The sequence below is a fragment of the Ruegeria sp. HKCCA4008 genome, assembly GCF_013033125.1.
Taxonomy (GTDB): domain Bacteria; phylum Pseudomonadota; class Alphaproteobacteria; order Rhodobacterales; family Rhodobacteraceae; genus Ruegeria.
Genome location: NZ_WQDM01000005.1, coordinates 139858 through 158736, shown reverse-complemented (window position 1 = coordinate 158736; position 18879 = coordinate 139858). Strand labels below are relative to the sequence as shown.

General features: G+C 56.3%; 19 protein-coding genes. 17 read left to right on the top strand and 2 right to left on the bottom strand.

The features are described 5' to 3' along the window. Positions 1 to 70: 70 nt before the first annotated feature. Entirely contained in the window at positions 71 to 448 is a 378-nt protein-coding gene (locus GOW60_RS12950; protein WP_171229596.1) for a hypothetical protein, read from the bottom strand. Between the two features lie 163 nt (positions 449 to 611). On the opposite strand from GOW60_RS12950, the gene GOW60_RS12945 reads away from it, so the two are divergent. Together GOW60_RS12945 and GOW60_RS12940 are read left to right on the top strand one after the other, a co-directional pair. Next, complete coding sequence (locus GOW60_RS12945) at positions 612 to 1316, top strand: CoA transferase subunit A (RefSeq protein ID WP_152457253.1); 705 nt, start codon at positions 612 to 614, stop codon at positions 1314 to 1316. Continuing rightward, positions 1316 to 1942: a CoA transferase subunit B gene (locus GOW60_RS12940; protein ID WP_152457252.1), complete on the top strand. Its 627-nt coding sequence runs from the start codon at positions 1316 to 1318 to the stop codon at positions 1940 to 1942. Before GOW60_RS12945 ends, GOW60_RS12940 begins: the two co-directional genes overlap by 1 nt. Before the next feature lie 37 nt (positions 1943 to 1979). Here GOW60_RS12940 and GOW60_RS12935 read toward each other — a convergent pair whose 3' ends face one another. Then, entirely contained in the window at positions 1980 to 2846 is an 867-nt protein-coding gene (locus GOW60_RS12935; RefSeq protein WP_171117518.1) for a lytic transglycosylase domain-containing protein, read from the bottom strand. Positions 2847 to 3199: 353 nt separating this feature from the next. On the opposite strand from GOW60_RS12935, the gene GOW60_RS12930 reads away from it, so the two are divergent. The 15 genes from GOW60_RS12930 (at position 3200) to pdeM (ending at position 18879) form a co-directional block, all read left to right on the top strand. Next, positions 3200 to 3430 carry a Flp family type IVb pilin gene (locus GOW60_RS12930; RefSeq protein WP_117869713.1) on the top strand — a complete coding sequence of 77 codons (231 nt, stop codon included), beginning with the start codon at positions 3200 to 3202 and terminating at the stop codon, positions 3428 to 3430. A gap of 312 nt (positions 3431 to 3742) precedes the next feature. Beyond that, positions 3743 to 3982: a hypothetical protein gene (locus tag GOW60_RS12925; RefSeq protein ID WP_152457250.1), complete on the top strand. Its 240-nt coding sequence runs from the start codon at positions 3743 to 3745 to the stop codon at positions 3980 to 3982. A 291-nt stretch (positions 3983 to 4273) separates the two neighbouring features. Continuing rightward, positions 4274 to 5152: a Flp pilus assembly protein CpaB gene (gene cpaB, locus GOW60_RS12920; protein WP_152457249.1), complete on the top strand. Its 879-nt coding sequence runs from the start codon at positions 4274 to 4276 to the stop codon at positions 5150 to 5152. 195 nt (positions 5153 to 5347) lie between these two features. Beyond that, positions 5348 to 6754 carry a type II and III secretion system protein family protein gene (locus GOW60_RS12915; RefSeq protein WP_152457248.1) on the top strand — a complete coding sequence of 469 codons (1407 nt, stop codon included), beginning with the start codon at positions 5348 to 5350 and terminating at the stop codon, positions 6752 to 6754. Between the two features lie 17 nt (positions 6755 to 6771). Continuing rightward, complete coding sequence (locus GOW60_RS12910) at positions 6772 to 7401, top strand: OmpA family protein (protein ID WP_171229595.1); 630 nt, start codon at positions 6772 to 6774, stop codon at positions 7399 to 7401. A 199-nt stretch (positions 7402 to 7600) separates the two neighbouring features. Then, positions 7601 to 8836, top strand: a complete 1236-nt coding sequence (locus GOW60_RS12905) for an AAA family ATPase (RefSeq protein WP_152457246.1) — start codon at positions 7601 to 7603, stop codon at positions 8834 to 8836. Between the two features lie 25 nt (positions 8837 to 8861). After that, positions 8862 to 10304 (top strand): CpaF family protein, encoded by a 1443-nt coding sequence (locus tag GOW60_RS12900; RefSeq protein ID WP_171229594.1) that lies wholly within the window; start codon positions 8862 to 8864, stop codon positions 10302 to 10304. An 11-nt stretch (positions 10305 to 10315) separates the two neighbouring features. Then, entirely contained in the window at positions 10316 to 11284 is a 969-nt protein-coding gene (locus tag GOW60_RS12895; protein ID WP_152457244.1) for a type II secretion system F family protein, read from the top strand. A 10-nt stretch (positions 11285 to 11294) separates the two neighbouring features. After that, positions 11295 to 12269: a type II secretion system F family protein gene (locus GOW60_RS12890; protein WP_152457243.1), complete on the top strand. Its 975-nt coding sequence runs from the start codon at positions 11295 to 11297 to the stop codon at positions 12267 to 12269. Positions 12270 to 12284: 15 nt separating this feature from the next. Next, positions 12285 to 12869 carry a tetratricopeptide repeat protein gene (locus GOW60_RS12885; protein ID WP_371813361.1) on the top strand — a complete coding sequence of 195 codons (585 nt, stop codon included), beginning with the start codon at positions 12285 to 12287 and terminating at the stop codon, positions 12867 to 12869. A 30-nt stretch (positions 12870 to 12899) separates the two neighbouring features. Continuing rightward, complete coding sequence (locus tag GOW60_RS12880) at positions 12900 to 13751, top strand: lipopolysaccharide assembly protein LapB (RefSeq protein WP_152457242.1); 852 nt, start codon at positions 12900 to 12902, stop codon at positions 13749 to 13751. 3 nt (positions 13752 to 13754) lie between these two features. Continuing rightward, on the top strand, positions 13755 to 14300 hold the full coding sequence (locus GOW60_RS12875) for a prepilin peptidase (protein ID WP_171229593.1): 546 nt from the start codon (positions 13755 to 13757) through the stop codon (positions 14298 to 14300). Positions 14301 to 14416: 116 nt separating this feature from the next. Next, positions 14417 to 15724 carry an ATPase gene (locus GOW60_RS12870; protein ID WP_171229592.1) on the top strand — a complete coding sequence of 436 codons (1308 nt, stop codon included), beginning with the start codon at positions 14417 to 14419 and terminating at the stop codon, positions 15722 to 15724. 40 nt (positions 15725 to 15764) lie between these two features. Continuing rightward, entirely contained in the window at positions 15765 to 18176 is a 2412-nt protein-coding gene (locus GOW60_RS12865; protein WP_171229591.1) for a ligase-associated DNA damage response DEXH box helicase, read from the top strand. Between the two features lie 40 nt (positions 18177 to 18216). After that, positions 18217 to 18879, top strand: coding sequence for a ligase-associated DNA damage response endonuclease PdeM (pdeM, locus tag GOW60_RS12860; RefSeq protein ID WP_171229707.1), 663 nt, complete (start codon positions 18217 to 18219; stop codon positions 18877 to 18879).

Genomic DNA, 18879 nt, shown 5'->3' with positions numbered 1-18879 from the left:
TGTCAGGTGATGGGGGTTGAACAAGCCCCCCGCAATCGCCGTTTCGGCATTACAGGGGGCTGTCAGCGAATTACCTGGGCTGAGGGCCGCACCGCACTTCGAGCGTCGTCTGCCAGTCTTCCGAGCTGCTTGAGCTAGGATAGTAGCCGGGTGCGCTGCCTGAGTTCTGGGCAGCAGCCGTCAGGACATCGATGATCAGGGCTGCATTCTTGTCCACCCCCTGATAGCCGGTATCGCTGGCCAGAACGAAGGCCTCTTTGCCCTGCTGTGCGCACCGTGCGTTGGCGGTTGAAATTGCGGATTCAAGTGAAGACTTCTCAGAATAACCGGTTCCTATAACTTTGATCTTGTTATCGTCGAGCGGAAGTACGGTCGCCTGCTCAGGCTCACAGGCTGACATAACCAAAAGCGCAACACCTGCGACCGTTCCGACCCAAATTCGTTCCATGTTTTCAATCTCCTATAAAGGTACGGCGCTTATGCTGAACCGCCCGGTTCATTGCAACAGCTCATTTCACTGGTAGAAATACCACCTCCCCCTTGGTTTCATTGACTTCCCCGTGACACGGCGGCACAACCAGCCCATCACCATGTCATTGGGGGAGTTTTCCATGAAGAAAGTCTATGCCAATGCCACCGAGGCGCTCGATGGGGTGCTGTCGGATGGCATGCTGATTGCCGCAGGCGGGTTTGGCCTCTGCGGAATTCCGGAACTGTTGCTTGAGGCCATCAGGGACTCGGGCGTCAAAGACCTGAGCTTTGCGTCGAACAATGCCGGTGTGGACGATTTCGGAATCGGCATCCTGTTGCAGACCAAGCAGGTCAAAAAGATGATCAGTTCGTATGTCGGTGAAAACGCCGAGTTCATGCGCCAGTATCTGAGTGGTGAGCTGGAGCTGGAATTCAACCCCCAAGGAACATTGGCCGAACGGATGCGCGCCGGTGGCGCGGGCATCCCGGGCTTCTACACCAAGACCGGCGTCGGCACCGTGATCGCCGAAGGGAAAGAGCACAAGGACTTCAACGGCGAGACCTACATTCTGGAAGAAGGCATTTTCGCCGATCTGGCCATCGTCAAAGCCTGGAAGGCTGACGACACAGGCAATCTGGTTTTCCGCAAGACCGCCCGTAATTTCAACGTTCCTGCTGCGACCTGTGGCAAGATCTGCGTTGCCGAAGTGGAAGAGATCGTTCCGCGTGGTTCGCTGGACCCCGACTGCATCCACCTGCCCGGTATCTATGTGCATCGCATCATTCAGGGCGAACACGAAAAGCGCATCGAACAGCGCACCACCCGCAAGAAGGAGGAAGCATAATGCCCTGGGACCGCAATCAGATGGCCGCACGCGCGGCAGAGGAACTGGAAGACGGCATGTATGTGAACCTGGGCATCGGGATCCCGACGCTGGTGGCAAACTATGTGGGTGACAAGGACATCACTCTGCAATCGGAAAACGGCATGCTGGGCATGGGCCCTTTCCCCTTTGAGGGCGAAGAAGACCCGGACCTTATCAATGCAGGCAAGCAGACGATCACCGAACTGTCCCGCACGGCCTATTTCGACAGTGCCACATCCTTCGCCATGATCCGCGGTGGCAAGATCGCTGCGGCGATTCTGGGTGCCATGGAAGTGGATGAGAAGGGCGATCTGGCAAACTGGATGATCCCCGGCAAGCTGGTGAAGGGCATGGGCGGCGCGATGGACCTGGTTGCAGGCGTGGGCCGAGTGATTGTCGTGATGGATCACACCAACAAGCATGGCGACAGCAAGGTCCTGAAGGAATGCACCCTGCCACTGACCGGAAAGGGCGTCGTGGATCGCATTATCACCAATCTTGGTGTGCTGGATGTGGTTGAAGGCGGTCTGAAAATCGTCGAACTGGCGGAAGGTGTCAGCGAAGACGAGCTGCGCGCCGCAACGGAAGCGACAATCGTTTCCTGATCAAATGGATAGGCCCGCCGTATCACGGCGGGCCTTATTAGTTGGACGTCTGAAAAACACAGCCATCGGAAATCAGGTCTGGCGGCGTTGCGCACAAAGCCCGCGCGATCTGAAACGCGGCGAGGACTTTTGGCACGTAGTCCCGAGTTTCAGCATAGGGTGGCACGCCGCTGTGTTTGCGCACGGCCCCCTCTCCCGCGTTGTATCCAGCCAATACAAGTATTGGATCATTCCCGAACTCTTCCATCAGCCAGTTGAGGTATTTCACACCGCCCGCAATGTTCTCAGAGGGCTTAAGGCTGTCCTTTACTCCGAATCTAGCCGCTGTCGCGGGCATCAATTGCATAAGCCCCTGTGCGCCTGCGGAACTGACCGCGTCTGCACGTCCGGCCGATTCCACCGAGATGACCGCAAGCACCAGCGCAGGTGAAACATTAGTTCCCACAGTGGAACGGAGGATATCGATCCCGCGTTCCTTTGCGATATCTTGCAGCGATTGCAGTCGCGGTGATCTCACGTTGGTTGCGGCCAGGGCGTTGATAGCCGCGTCAAGCCGCCCGGCCCCGCGTTCATCAATGTGCGGTGAAATCCGGCTCCAGAAAGCCTTGTACGATCCTTTGGGATCTCGTTTGACTTCCGCACCCGGCGCTGGCAGCGGGGCGACTTTGGTACGCGCGATAATTTCCGGGACTACCAGTTCAGTGCCCGTGCTGGGCGCTGAAGGGTTAGCTGCGTGTTCTTCCGGAGTAATCTGCACGGTCACACGCGGACGTTCACCGGGTTTTGGGGCTTTGACGCGCTTGTATACGCCGCGCGGCTCTGTCTCGGTCGCATTCACAGATGCGGTGCCCGATATCAGAAACGCCAGCACACCGGCGCATTGAAGTGCGTTCCGGAGGTTCATTTGCCTGCCTCATGTTTTCTTTTTAGGCGATTTGAACCCCGAATCTTCCCGCAAGGCCAGAAAAACAAAGCGAAATGGGGCAGTTTCGCCTCATTTGGCGCAATTTTGCATCGCTATAGAGCCTTTGCCTCAATCGTTGTGATTTTTTTATCTTTTATTTTCATGATGTTATAAAAAATATAACCAAAAAGTTAAGCCGTGCGAAAAAAAATCTGTGTTTGGCCCAATTCCTGCCACGCCCAACGGTCAAACATAGTCCCATACCGAGACGGACATGAGCGGACTGAGAGAGAAAGCTCTGAAAGACGCCTAGGTTTGTTAAACTCTTTTTGATCCTTTAGGAGGGACGTAACATGATCAAGTTCATCAAGAACTTCCGCAAAGACGAAGACGGCGCAGTAACAGTTGACTGGGTTGTTCTGACCGCAGCAGTCATCGGCCTGGCCGCCGTTGCTTATCAGCAGATCTCGGCTGGCGCCACTGGCCTGGCAACCGGCGTAAACGAAGCGCTGAACGCCGCATCGCTGAGCACCGGCAGCAACACCGCGACAGGTGGCATCACCGGCGAAGGTAAAAGCAACTAAGTTGCTGATCTAGAGAATTTCCAAGGCCGCGCTCATCGGGCGCGGCCTTTTTTGTGATCTGAAACTGCTCCATCCCAAGTTCGCTGGAGCCTGCCCGCGCGCAAGTTGTGAAGGCAATCGCGACGATCATGGCGTTTTGCTGTAATTGCCGCGTTTCTTCTGCTCCAATCAATTCGACTAACGCGCGAAACCTGGTAGGAGCTCAGAATTTCCCTACGAAATCAATATTTAGCCCAACTTTCGCCATCCATGCGAACCAGTTTCAGGCCAACCTGTTGTTAGCACTGACGCGACGTATTTGGAGATAAGCACATGTTAAGGTTCCTTAATCAGTTCAAATCTGACGAAGCAGGAGCGGTGACAGTTGACTGGGTGGTGTTGACCGCAGTGGTCATAGGATTGTCGGGCGCGACCTACCTTGTAATAAGCTCAAGCGTCGACAGCATGGGCGGCAATATCAACGGGGCCATGAACAGCGCCGTCGTCAGCACCGGCTCGAATACTGCACCGTCTGGTATTATCACGGCGGGAACTGCCGGCGGCGGCGGCTAAGTTGCAGCTGGTGCGCGCTCTGGCTGGTTTCCAAAAACGTCTTGCTTAACCGTTTCGAAGCAAAGCGCTGCGCCCGTTGGGTGCAGCGTTGTTTTGTTACGCTCAGTCCGCTGGCAATCATGGGAAAGGTAACAATAACCATGCGGAATTGTGCGGAAGAAGGCGCAGAAATCTGACAATCAGGCATTTTTGTCCCACATTTCGACACAATTTGCGGTTAGCAAATAGGCTGTTTCAATGTGGTTCCTTGGCCGCTAAGTATTCGACCAAACAAAAGAATGAGGTACACGCATGCGAGCAGTTTTCGGACTTGTCCTGATTGTCGGCGTTGCACTGGCCGGGGGCGCCGTATACATGGCGCGAAACTATATCGCGGCTTACCAAAGTGAACTGGCACGCCAAAGGCTTGCTGCGGAAGAGGCTCTGGCCAATGCCAAAGTCGATGTTGTTCCGACAGTCACTGTATTGGTGTCGAACCGCGCCCTTAAATACGGCGAGCGGTTGACGGAGGAAGATATCCGCGCAGTTGACTGGCCGGAAAACGCGATTCCGGAAGGTACATTCACAGAGCTCACAGCCCTGTTCCCCGAAAGCGGCGCAAATGAACGTTTCGTTTTGAGGGCAATGGAAAAAGACGAAGCGATCATGGAGGTCAAGATCACTCGTCCAGGCGAAAAGGCCGGCCTGACGTCACGTCTGGAAAAAGGTATGCGTGCCTTTGCGATCAGCGTTGACGTAGCTTCTGGCGTTTCCGGATTCCTGCGGCCCGGCGACAGTGTCGACATCTATTGGACCGGTTCCAGTGGAACCATCGAAGGGAACAGCGGCGGAATTACCCGCCTGATCGAAACCAACGTGCAGCTCATTGCCGTCGATCAGACCGCTGGTTCAGACGTCACCAACACAACCATTGCACGTACAGTCACGGTCGCAGCCACACCTGAACAGGTCGCGGCTTTGGCACAGGCTCAGAACACCGGGCGACTTTCCCTGGCTCTGGTTGGGGTGCAGGATGAGTCCGTTGCCTCTACGATTGAAGTGGATCAGCGCAAGCTGTTGGGAATTCAAGAAGCCGCGCCGGAACCAGAAGCAAAAGCCGAAAGGGTATGCACGACACGTATTCGCCGCGGTGGCGAAATTGTAAATGTGCCTATCCCCTGCACAAATTGACGCCAATTCAGAACGTTACAAGTTCAGAGCCGCGCCCTTGGCGCGGCTCATTTTTTTGCGGATGTTGCCAATTCCCCACATAAGGAAACTTACGGAAACCATTGATTATTGCAATAAATTCGGATTTCGCGCAGTCTCTCCTCCCATAGGGCATAAGACCCAAAAAAACGAGGCGTGATCGGAGAGGCAGGTCACATGACAATACGTACCTGGATCAGCGCAACCCTGCTGGGGTTGTCGCTTGTTATGGGCCCCATTGGCGACACCGCCTGGGCTGAAACTTTGCGCGTGGTGAAAAAAGGGACTGTGGAAACACTGGACGTCCCGATGAACCGCGCAATCGTCGTAGAAAGCGAACAACCTTTCGCAGAGCTCAGCATTGCCAATGCCGGCATTGCAGACATCTCGTCGTTGTCGGAGCGCACGATCTATGTTCTAGGCAAGGCGCCTGGCCTGACCACGCTGACACTGTTTGACGGCGCGGGCAATCTTTTGGCCAATGTCCGCGTCCGGGTCGCACCGGATGTTACAGAATTCAAGGAACGTCTGCGTCAAATCCTGCCCAACGAACCCATCGAGGTTCGCACAGCCAATGATGGCATTGTTTTGTCCGGTACGATCTCCAGCTCGGCCAAACTGGCGCGCGCGCTGGAACTGGCTGAACGGTATGCCCCCGAGCGCGTCTCGAACCTGATGTCGGTCGGTGGTGTGCAGCAGGTCATGCTGAAGGTCCGCTTTGCAGAGATGAACCGCTCGGTCGCCAAAAGCCTGACAGCGTCGCTTGGCTTCGGTGGAAGCGACGTTACCGGAGGCTTTAACACGCTCAACAACCAGTTCGCACTGAACAACGCTTTGGCGAACAACATTCCGGCAGTTCAGGCCAATACCGGTGCCATCCTGTTTGGGTTTGGCGCGGGTTCGACGCAGGTTCGCCTGTTGCTGGAAGCGCTGGAAACCAAGGGGCTGGCCCGCAGCCTGGCCGAGCCGAATCTGTCCGCGCTGTCCGGCCAGGAGGCATCGTTCCTAGCCGGTGGCGAAGTTCCCATCCCGGTACCGCAGGATGACGGCGTTGTGGCCATCGAATACAAAGCCTTCGGCGTTGAAATGGACTTCATCCCACGCGTCGTGGATGGCGATCTGATCAACCTTGAGATGGGCACGGCTGTTTCAAGTATCGACAACAGCTCGGATTTTACCATCAACGGGGATTCGGTTCCTAGCTTCATCACCCGCCGGGCAAAAACAACGATTGAACTTCGCGATGGTGAAAGCTTTGCCATTGCAGGCCTGATCCAGGACGATTTCGCGGATCTGAGCAACCAGATCCCATGGTTGGGGGATGTGCCGGTTCTGGGTGCGTTGTTCCGCAGCGCCAACTACCAGCGCGAGCAAAGTGAACTCGTCGTTATCATCACCGCGCATCTGGTTTCACCGACTCGGGGCGAAACTCTTGCGCTTCCAACCGATCGGGTCAAACCGCCCAGCGAATTTGACTTGTTCTTGAACGGCCAGGTGGCGCGCACACAGCGCACGGGCGCCGGCGGAGCGTCAGAAGTTGCCAAGCAAAACTTCGGCAGCTCCTACGGCTACGTCCTAGATTGATCAGGAGGATAGGACCAATGCATAAGTGGATCATCACACTGGGTCTTTCGGTCGCTGTCGCCGCATGCACCCGCGAGGCCGGGTACGAGATCGATACAGGCACTTTCGGAAACGCGACGCTCAACAACGTCCAGGTACAAAGCGGCGAATTGACCTACGCGCAGATTCTCAGCCGCCGGTTTGCCGCGGATGTACCCAGCCAGGTGAACTTTGCGTTCAACAGCTCGCAACTGGATGCTTCGGCTCAGCGCATTCTCTTGCAACAGGCTGACTGGATCAAGCAGTTCCCCGAGGCCCGGTTCCGCGTTTACGGACATACGGATGCTGTGGGGTCTGCCAGCTACAACAAAAGCCTTGGCCTTCGCCGCGCTCAAGCAGTTGTCGCGTTTTTGGGGCAGCAGGGTATCTCACGCTCACGGCTTGAAGCGGTGGTATCGTTCGGCAAAACGCAACCGCTGATCGCAACGCAAAGCCGGGATCGCAGGAATCGCAGAACGGTCACTGAAGTTTCAGGATTCGTTGATCGCAACCCACAGCTTCTGGACGGCAAGTACGCTCAGATCATTTACCGCGAATATGTGGAAAGTGCGACCGCTGTAAGCCAGATTCAGGAAGTGAACGCCCAGGACGCTGGCAGCGGTGGATAATACGTTTGAAATGGGCGGCATCGTCGCCCATTTCCCTACAATTGGTTCTTTTGCGCCCAATTCTCGCCCAACTTCAAAGCAACATTGTGAACAATAGGGTGACCTGCGGCCAAATTTGACCGTATTGGGGCGACAGCACATCAATCTGGCGGATTTCGTTCATATGACATGCTGAGCCCTCACGACGAGGATAGTGTTTATGACCAGCGCGACGCCGCAAGACGACAATACTGCAATCTTGGCCTGCACCATCAGTCGGGATGTTCAGAATTTCGACCTTCTGATCGAAGACATGGAAGCCATCTTGGGCGAACGCTGGGGAGATCTGGGATTTGCAGAAGCGTTGGCCTTTTTCAGCCAACCCGAGGCTGAAACGCTGGAATTCGTAGCACTGGCGATCGACGGAGAAGACGAAGACAACCTTTCTCTGCTAGGTGAGATAATCACTCAAGCCAATGAAAAGAAAGTAAAAGTTGTTCTGATCGCCGAGGATGTTACCCCGGCATCCCTGCACCAACTGCTGCGCAAGGGTGCTGACGAGTTCGTGCCCTATCCTCTTCCCGAAGGCGAATTGCAGGAAGCCATTGAGCGTATGAAGCAGCCCGACCCGGTTGCCGTTGCGCAAGCAGCCGCCGTTCCTTTGGCCGGCGGCGCGTCCAAAGAAGGCGCTTTGTTTGTCGTTCAGGGCCTGGCAGGTGGTGTCGGTGCAACGACACTGGCCGTGAACCTGGCCTGGGAACTGGCATGTGCCTCTGACAAGGACGCGCCGACCGTGTGTCTGATCGATCTGGACCTGCAATACGGGACTGTTTCCACCTATCTGGATCTGCCGCGACGAGAGACCGTGTTTGAAATGCTGTCGGATACCGATGCGATGGACAGCGAAGTATTCTCGCAAGCCCTTCAAACATATGAAGAAAAGCTTCAGGTTTTAACCGCACCCTCCGACATGGTGCCACTGGACTTGATCACTCCGGAAGACATTCAGCGCGTGATCGACATGGCGCGCGCGCATTTCGACTATGTCATTGTCGACATGCCAAAAACGCTGGTCCTGTGGTCGGAAACAGTTTTGCAGGCCGCCCATGTGTATTTCGCCCTGATCGAGTTGGACATGCGGTCCGCCCAGAATGCCCTGCGCCTGAAACGTGCATTGCAGGCTGAGGAACTGCCATTCAACAAGCTGCGTTTTGCGTTGAACCGAGCGCCGAAATTTACCGATCTGAACGGGAAAAGCCGCGTGAAACGCATGGGGGAAAGTCTTGGAATCTCTATCGACCTGCTGCTGCCTGATGGTGGCAAACCGGTCATGCAAAGTGGGGATCATGGTCTGCCTCTGGCAAATGCGGCCGCCAAGAACCCGTTGCGCCGGGAAATCGCAAAGCTGGCGAAGTCGCTTCACAGCCTCGGCAGCAGTGCCGAAGAAGCTGCGTAACATCATCCCAAAGGGGGGATAAGCCGTGTTTTCAAGATACAAAAAGCAACCTGCAGCGCAGCCCGTCAAAACGCCGGCACAACCGGCTGAAACAGCGGCGTCTTCTGCACAGGCGACACCTGTTGCGACCGCGGTGGCTCGCAAACCCGTGAAAAAGATTGCAGGTGAGGTCGCAAGCTCAGACAAAGACCGCAAACGCAAGGAGCGGTTGGGTGAGATCAAGATCGAACTGCACCGTGAACTGCTGGAAAACCTGAACCTGGCCGCGCTGGAAAACGCCGGCGAAGCCGAGTTGCGCGCTGAAATCAGTGCTATCGCCAGCGAAGTTCTGGAAACAAGAAACATTGTTCTGAACCGCGAAGACCGGTCCCAACTGAACAAGGAACTGTATGACGAGGTGACGGGCCTTGGCCCGCTTGAGGCGCTGCTTCAGGACGATTCGGTCAACGATATTCTGGTGAATGGTCCACAACAGATTTTTGTGGAACGTGCCGGCAAGCTGGAACTCAGCGACATTACCTTCAAGGATGAAAAGCACCTGATGCGGATCATCGACAAGATCGTGTCCGCCGTGGGCCGGCGCGTCGATGAATCCAACCCGTATGTTGACGCCCGTCTGGCCGATGGATCGCGTTTCAATGCCATGGTGCCTCCGATCGCGGTGGACGGATCGCTTGTTTCCATTCGTAAGTTCAAGAAAGACAAGCTGGGCATTGATGATCTGGTCAATTTCGGTGCGTTCACCGAAGAAATGGCCGCGTATTTGCAGGCCGCCGTGTCCACCCGACTGAATATCATCGTTTCCGGGGGTACGGGTTCGGGTAAAACAACCACGCTCAACGCCTTGTCCAGCTTCATCGACGATGCCGAACGGATCCTGACCATCGAGGACACGGCTGAACTTCAACTGCAACAGACGCATGTGGGTCGGATGGAAAGCCGCCCGCCCAACGTGGAAGGCAAAGGTGAAGTCAGCCCGCGCGACTGTCTGAAAAACGCCCTGCGTATGCGTCCTGACCGCATCATCGTGGGTGAGACACGCGGCGCCGAGGTCATCGACATGTTGCAGGCCATGAACACCGGTCACGACGGATCGATGACCACGATTCACGCCAACTCGGCCCGTGACGGCATTTCACGTCTGGAAAACATGATCGCGATGGCCGGGATCGAAATGCCGATCAAGGCGGTCCGTAGTCAGATCGCCTCGGCTGTGAACCTGATCGTGCAGGCCAGCCGCCTACAGGACGGTTCACGCCGGATGACCTCGATCACCGAAATCACCGGGATGGAAGGGGACGTGATTTCCATGCAGGAAATCTTTCGTTTTCAACGCGTTGGCCTGACACCAGACAACAAGATCATCGGGCATTTCACCGCCACTGGCGTCCGCAGCCACTATTCGGAACGGTTCCGTCTGTGGGGCTTTGACTTGCCAGCATCCATCTACGACCCAACCACAATGTAGGAGAACCAGGTATGCAATTGCCTATGGAGGCGATCATTTATGTCGCCATCTTTGTGGGGGTTCTTGCCTTGGTCGAGGGCATCTATCTTGTCGCCTTCGGCAAGTCCATCAGCCTGAACAGCCGGGTCAACCGACGCCTGGATATGCTGGAAAAGGGTGCCGGACGCGAACAGGTGCTGGAGCAGCTGCGCAAAGAGATGCAGCAGCATATGAAATCGCAGAGCATTCCTCTGTACTCACTTCTTGCTGACAAGGCGCAAAAGGCTGCAATCGCGTTCTCTCCACGTCAATTGATTATGATCATGGGTCTGGTATCAGCCATGGCCTTTGTCGGTTTGAGCATTGGCACCGCTACGGACACGGCACTTCGTATCGTTGTTTCCATCGCGATCGGCATCGGCGGCGTTTACGCCTGGGTCAACCACAAGGCCAAGAAACGCATGGGTATGATCGAAGAACAACTGCCCGATGCGGTTGAGCTGATGGTTCGATCTCTGCGTGTTGGCAATCCATTTGTGTCGACGATTCAGGTGGTTGCAAACGAAGTTCAGGATCCGCTGGGAACCGAATTTGGCGTTATCGCTGATGAATGTGCCTATGGTCGCGATGTGGGCGAGGCGCTGAAGGACATGGCTGAACGTTTGGACATGCAGGATATGCGCTTTCTTGCCGTAGCCGTGGGTATTCAGCAGCAATCCGGCGGCAACCTTGCCGAAATTCTGGCCGGACTGGCAAAGGTGATCCGCGCTCGTTTTCGCCTGTTCCGTCGCGTCAAGGCGATTACGGCCGAGGCACAATGGTCCGGCAAGTTCCTGTCCGGGTTTCCCGTTGCCTGTCTGATTTTCATCTTGGTCAAAGATCCGGGCTATTACGACGAGGTGCTGGATCACCCATGGTTTATTCCCGCGTGTTTTGTTGTCGCCATCCTGCTGACATTGAACCTGATCGTCATGAAAATCATCACCAACATCAAGGTCTGAGGGCAGCACAATGGAAATCCTGACCAGCATCAATGACCTGTTAACCCAGCACCTGGGCGAATTCGGCCCTCTTATCATTGTCGGCGTACTTGGCCTGCTTATGGTTCTGGTCGCTGTCACACTGATGATGAAGCAGCCGGAAGACCCGCTGAAGAAACTGCAAAGATCGAATGCGGCTCCTCCCAAGCAGAAAAAAGGGAAGAAAGAGCAGCTTCGAAACTCAAGCCGAAACGAGCAGCTTGAGAAGTTTGCTACATTCCTTGAGCCCAAAAACGAAGAAGAATACTCGGCCGTCGAGCTGAAGCTGCGCCAAGCGGGCTACAGGTCGAAGGATTCGGTTCGGTTCTTCCACTTTGCGCAGTTTTCCTTGGGTATCCTTGGTATTTTCATTGGTGTTCTGCTGGTCACGGTCTTTTCCGGCGGCCAGGAATTTACCGGAACACAGATGATGATCCGAGTGCTTGTCCCCGGTGCGATTGGCTATTTCGCTCCAAAATACTGGATCACGCGCAGGGTTGAAGAACGGAAGGAAGCAATTACCGCTGGCTTTCCTGATACGCTCGATTTGATGCTGGTCTGTGTCGAGGCCGGCCAATCGCTTGATCAGGCCATCGTTCGCGTTGCCAGCGAAATGAGTGCGTCTTATCCGGATATCGCGCAGGAATTCGAAACTGTCGCGCACGAAATGAAGGCTGGTAAGGACAAGGACACCGTCCTGCGTGATTTCGGCGTGCGATGTGGTGTGCAGGATGTGAACTCTTTTGTCACCGTTATGATCCAATCGGCGACATTTGGTACATCGATTGCCGAGGCGTTGCGGGTTTACGCCGGCGAGATGCGCGACAAACGCGTGATGCGCGCCGAGGAGGCCGCGAACAAGTTGCCGACCAAGATGACTCTTGTCACAATGATGCTGACGGTCCCGCCGCTGCTGATTATTCTGGTTGGCCCGTCGGCGAATGTTATTTCGAGTTTTGGACGCTAGGTCGGATAGAACCATATGAAAGCTGAATTCAGGTGCTTCCCTTCCGGGTTTCGCCGAATGCTCCGGGCCACCATGGTTTTTGCCATGGTGGCTTCTTGCACAGAAGGCCTGTCATCCAACGGATTGGATGCACCGGGAATTGACGCCAAGGGTCAGGCAGAGGACAACATCGAGGTCGGAAACAGATTGATGGCCGCCGGAGAATACGAACTGGCGCTTGAAACCTTTACCCGGGCCGCGCTTGAACAGGGTATGACGCCCCAGGTCCTAACCTCTCTGGGTACCGCAAATGTGGGGCTACGCCGCTTGGGACAGGCCGAAAAACTGCTGCGCAGAGCCGTCGAAGACGACACGGACTGGCCGGTGGCCTGGAACAATCTCGGTGTCCTGCTAATGGAAAAACAGGAATACCCCGAGGCCGCGCAAGTGTTTCAGCGGGCCTATGCGCTGGACAATGGCGAAAGTGACGCAATCCGGGACAATCTGCGCTTAGCACTCGCAAAAATGGAAAATCCTGTTAATAATACCCCACAAGAACAACAAGAATACACACTGGAGCAGCTTGGCGACGGGCAATTCACGCTACGCAAGATCCAGTAATTGAGGCGAGAGCAGTAAAGGACGCAAAAAATGCGCCAGCAATTCTTGATTCCGAGTGTTGTTATCAGTGGTCTGATCCTGTCGGCCTGTGCAAAGGAAACCGAAGAGGAAAAGGTTGAACGAACGTTTCAGGAAGTGAACGTTATTGACGAAACAAACCTGAACGATGTGCTTCTGAGCGCCGCAGATCCAAACGAAGCAGTGACCTATTTCCACGGTGCAGCGCTCAAGAACCCGGACCGGATCGATCTTCAGCGCGGACTGGCAATTTCTTTGGGCCGTGCCAAACGCACGACCGAGGCCGTGACCGCATGGAAGCGCGTCACAACGATGAAGGGCTCGAACGCCGCGGACAAGGTTGAATACGCGGACGCCTTGGTCCGAAACGGCGACTGGTCGCAGGCCAAAACGGTTCTGGATTCGGTTCCCCCCACCTTTGAAACCTTTAAACGGTATCGACTCGAGGCAGTCGTTGCGGATTCCCGGAAAGAGTGGAAACGCGCGGATCATTTCTATGAAACCGCTGTCGGGCTGACGACGCGTCCGGGCAGTGTGATGAACAACTGGGGATATTCCAAATTGACCCGCGGCGAATACGCCGAAGCCGAGCGGTTGTTCTCGGAAGCGATCCGACAGGATAACTCACTGTTTACTGCCAAGAACAACCTGGTTTTGGCCCGATCGGCGCAAGGCAACTACAGCCTGCCAGTCGTGCCGATGACTCAGGTCGAGCGGGCGCGTCTGCTCAACACGATGGGTATTTCGGCAGTCAAACAGGGCGACATAACCACCGCCAAGAACCTGTTCCGCGAAGCCATTTCAACCCACCCGCAGCATTTCGACGAGGCGGTCCGCTCGCTTCGGGCACTTGAAGGGGCCTGACACATGCAAATACCCGCAGTGGCAGCGGCCTGGTTTCTGCCGTTTGTGCTGCCAATCTGCTTTTACGTGGCCTTCACGGATATGCGTGAGATGCGGATCAAGAACCATGCAGTCCTTGCGCTGACGCTGGTTTACATCGTGATAGGTCTGATCGCCATTCCACCCTGGTCTTCAGGCAGCCTCAGCGGCAATCTGGGGCCGGTCACCGTGTCTATGCCGGTCTATTTCTGGCAATTGCTGCATATTGTCGTGGTTTTGGTTATTGGCATCTTCCTGAATGCCGCAGGCACCATGGGCGCTGGCGATGCCAAATTTCTGGCCGCCGCTTCGGCGTTTGTCTGGCTGGGCGATCTGAGAATTATGCTGATGATCCTGACCGCCTGTGTTCTGGCTGCCGTGGTCACTCATCGTTTGGCCAAAATCACAAGGCTGCGCACGATCGCGCCGCATTGGGAAAGCTGGAGCCGGGGCAAGCAGTTTCCGATGGGTTTCGCCTTGGGCGGATCATTGGCCATGTACCTGATTTTGGGTACTGTTCTCGGATCGTAAACTATCATCAGCGCGCCTTGTCGTTGCCTTTGTCCCGCCACAAAGCTGGTTCATTTTTCTTCAAGACGCCCTTTTTCGGGTTCTTGGCGTGACAAATTGATGGACGAGCACCGCGCATGAATATGCAGAATTCCTCTGTTATGGCCCCCCCTGCCCCCAAGGGTTTGGGCGAAATGAAGCTTCCGCTTGTAATGATGCGGGACATCCTTCTGAAGACGGTTTTTCGCAAAAACGCGAGCACGGTATCAGAAGTGGCCGAAGCGATCTGTCTCCCGGGATCGGTAACTCAGGAACTGGTCGATATCGCGCGCGATCAGAAACTGCTTGAAGCGACCGGGACACTGAACGCCAACAGCGGCAATGAGATGGGGTATCAGCTGACCGATGCAGGCAAGGCCCGTGCGCTGGATGCGCTGAGCCAATCCGAATACTTCGGCGCAATGCCGGTGCCGCTGGATGTCTATCGCGAGCAGGTCAAACGCCAGTCGATCCGAAATATTCAAGTCACGCGAGAGCAACTGGTTGGCGCAATGGGTCATCTCGTTCTGCCCGACAGCCTGCTGGACCATCTGGGCCCGGCGGTCAGTGCGGGCCGGTCGATTCTGATGTACGGTCCTCCGGGCAACGGTAAATCCTCGATCTCGAACGGCATCCGGGATGCGTTGGGTGATAACGTCTATGTGCCCTACGCCATCGAATATGCGGGTCAGGTGATCACGGTCTATGACCCGATCGTGCACACGGCCATCGAACAGGAGCCGGACGACCCCAACAGCCTGCGCCGTCGCAAGCGGTTCGATTCTCGCTATGTTCAGTGTGAACGCCCCACCGTCGTAACCGGTGGCGAGCTCTCGCTCAGTATGTTGGATCTGGTCTACAACCCGACCGCCCGAACCTATCAGGCCCCGTTGCAGCTGAAATCCACCGGTGGCATTTTCATCGTAGATGACCTTGGCCGTCAGGCCGAACCGCCGCAGGCGCTGGTCAACCGTTGGATTGTCCCGCTTGAAGAAAACAAGGATATCCTCGGCCTGCAATCAGGTGAAAAGTTCGAAGTTCCGTTTGACACGCTGGTCATCTTCTCGACCAACTTCCACCCGAATGAGATCTTCGACCAAGCGGCCTTGCGTCGGATCTTCTTCAAGATAAAGATTGACGGCCCCAATCAGGAGAACTTCCTGAAAATCTTTGCCATGGTAGCCCGCAAACGAGGTATGCCACTGGACGAGGCGGCCTTGGTACACCTGTTGAAGGTCAAGTACCCGACCATCAACAATATTTATGCCAACTACCAACCGATCTTCCTGATTGATCAGATGATCTCGATCTGCGAGTTCGAAGGCATCCCTTATCAGATGAGTCCGGACCTGGTTGACCGTGCCTGGGCCAACATGTTCGTAAAAGACGAGAAAATCGTCAAATAACGCCGTGCCAATCCCTCCTCCGGGCGGGTAGTCTGCAACCATGACGCAGATTCCCGCTCGGATTGGTACGTGGTTCTCCTCCAAAGGCTGGTCCATCCACCCGCATCAGAAAGAGATGTTCGACCGGGCGAAGGAGCCGGCAACCCTCCTTATCGCCCCAACGGGTGGCGGCAAGACCATGGCCGGATTTCTGCCTTCCCTGTCCGAGCTGGCCGACGGTGGCCACAACGGTTTGCATACGCTCTATGTCTCGCCGCTTAAGGCGCTGGCAGCGGATATCAAACGTAACCTGCGCACCCCGGTGGAAGAGATCGGCCTGCCCATCCGGATCGAGGATCGCACCGGTGACACCTCGGCCACGCAGAAAAAACGCCAAAGGGCCGATCCGCCCCATATCCTGCTGACCACACCGGAAAGTCTGGCACTACTGACATCTTACGAGGATGCGGCGCGCATGTTCGATGGGGTACAGCGGATCATCGTCGACGAAGTCCACGCGCTGGCGGAAAGCAAGCGCGGCGATCAGCTGATGCTGGCCCTGGCACGTCTTCACCGCCTCAACCCAGGTCTGCGTCGTGTAGGCCTGTCAGCCACAGTCGAAGACCCCGCGGCAATAGCCGGCTTTCTGGCGCGCCACCCGGACCCCTGCCAGATCGTGCAGGCCGATCCCGGCCCGGACCCGGACATCCAGATGTTGGAAACAACGGAAATGCCGCCCTGGTCCGGCGGAGGCGCGGCCTATTCGATTCCGGCTGTGCTGGACCAGATCCGGCGGCACAAGACCACTCTGATTTTTCACAACACCCGCGCGCAGGCCGAGATATACTTTCACAATCTGTGGCTGGCGAATGACGACGGCCTACCCATCGGCATCCATCACGGCAGCCTCGACCGGCAGCAACGCGAGCGGGTCGAGGCCGCGATGGTGCGTGGCGAATTGCGCGCCATCGTCTGCACCGGCAGCCTCGATCTGGGCATTGATTGGGGCGATGTCGATTTGGTGATTCAGATCGGTGCGCCCAAGAACGTCAAGCGGCTGGTGCAAAGGATTGGTCGGGCCAACCACCGCTACAACGCGCCTTCCAAGGCGCTGCTGGTTCCTGCGAACCGTTTTGAGGTTGTCGAATGCGTCGCTGCGCTCGAGGCTGCCAAAGCCCATGAACTGGACGGAGAACCCCGAGGCCCCGGCCCCCGCGATGTGTTGTGCCAGCACATTCTGATTGCGGCCTGTGCCGGGCCCTTTGACGCTGATGATCTATATGCCGAGATGACATCCGCCGGACCTTACGCACAGTTGACCCGACCGGAATTTGACGCCTGTCTGGATTTCTGTGCCACCGGCGGCTACGCCTTGCGCGCCTATGATCGATGGCAAAGGTTGCAGAAGCGTGCCGACGGGCAATGGCAATTGCGCGATCCTCGCGCAGCGTCGCGTATTCGCATGAATCTGGGCACGATTCAGGACACGGATACACTCAAAGTTCGCCTTAAACGCAGCCGTGGCGGTAAACCGTTGGGCGAAGTCGAGGAAGCCTTTGCTGCTTCGCTGACCCCCGGCGATACCTTCCTGATCGGCGGACAGATCGTACGGTATGAAGGTCTGCGCGAAATGGTGGTCGAAGTCAGCCGTCGCGCCGATCGCAAACCAAAGATCGCGACCTTCTCGGGCACGAAATTTGCGACCTCAACGCAACTCAGCGACCGCATTCTGCGCATGTTCGCCCAAACTGACTGGCCGCACCTGCCTTCCCATACGGCTGATTGGCTGGACTTGCAGCGCCAAATGTCCCGCCTGCCTCAACGGGATCGTCTGCTGATCGAAAGCTTTCCAAGCGACGGGCGAGAGCATCTGTGCGTGTACGGATTCGCCGGCCGCAACGCGCAACAAACACTTGGGCTGCTGTTGACCAAGCGGATGGAGGATACCGGTTTGGCGCCGCTGGGGTTTGTCGCCACAGACTATGCCACGCTGATTTGGGGTTTGGATGCGGTCACTGACCCACGCCCTTTGTTTCAACCCGAAGCGCTGCGTGACGGGCTGGACACATGGCTGGCAGGCAACGCAGTCATGAAGCGTACCTTTCGCGCGTCGGCCACGATTGCCGGTCTGATCGAACGCAACATGGCCGGGCAACGGAAAACCGGGCGGCAAGCCACGTTTTCGTCAGATATTCTCTATGACACTTTGCTGAAATATGATCCCGATCATCTGTTGATGCAGATCACCCGCGAAGAAGCCATGCGCGGGTTGGTTGACTTCGGTCGGATCGAGGCAATGCTGGCGCGCATCGGCGACCGCATCGACCTGCTGCGTCTAGATCGCGTTTCCCCACTGGCCGCGCCGCTGTTTCTTGAGGTCGGAAAGGTGCCTGTCAAAGGGGCCGCCGAGGAAAGGCTGCTTGCAGAAGAAAGCGCACGCCTGCTGGAAGCCGCCGGGTTGGACCAGCTTTGATCCCCTTGCGCAAGATGTGGAATCAGGTCAAGAACGTATCATGAACGTGTGCAAGTTTTCCTTTGCAGGCCAGCAACTCGATGCGTTGCCGTCTGGCGCATTATGGTGGCCGGCGCGGCAACTGCTCTGTGTTTCGGACCTGCATCTGGGAAAATCCGAACGTATGGCCCGTCGGCGCGGGGCTACGCTGCCGCCTTATGACAGTCGCGAAACGCTTGACCGGCTGGCCCGCGATCTGGAACACACCAACGCCGAAACCGTCATCTGCCTAGGTGACAGCTTTGACGATCTCGAAGCGGCCCAAGCCTTGCCCGACGCAGAAGGGTTGAGGATTGCGACTTTGCAAGCCGGGCGCCAATGGATCTGGATCGAAGGCAATCACGATCCCGGCCCGATCGAGATGGGGGGCTCTCATCTGGTCGAATGGCAGTGCGGCCCTCTCGTCTTTCGTCACATCGCCCAGGATCGGCCGCAAGGTGAAATTTCAGGCCATTTTCATCCGAAAGCACAGATTCGGACGAAAGGCAGGCACATTTCACGACCTGCCTTTCTGCTGGACAGAAATCGGCTGATCCTGCCTGCCTACGGAACTTACACCGGGGGGTTGCGCAGTTCGGATCGGGCACTTTCCGATCTTTTGGGCGCGGACGCCATGGCCATTCTGACCGGCCAGCAACCGCAGATGATCCCAATGCCGCGTTGA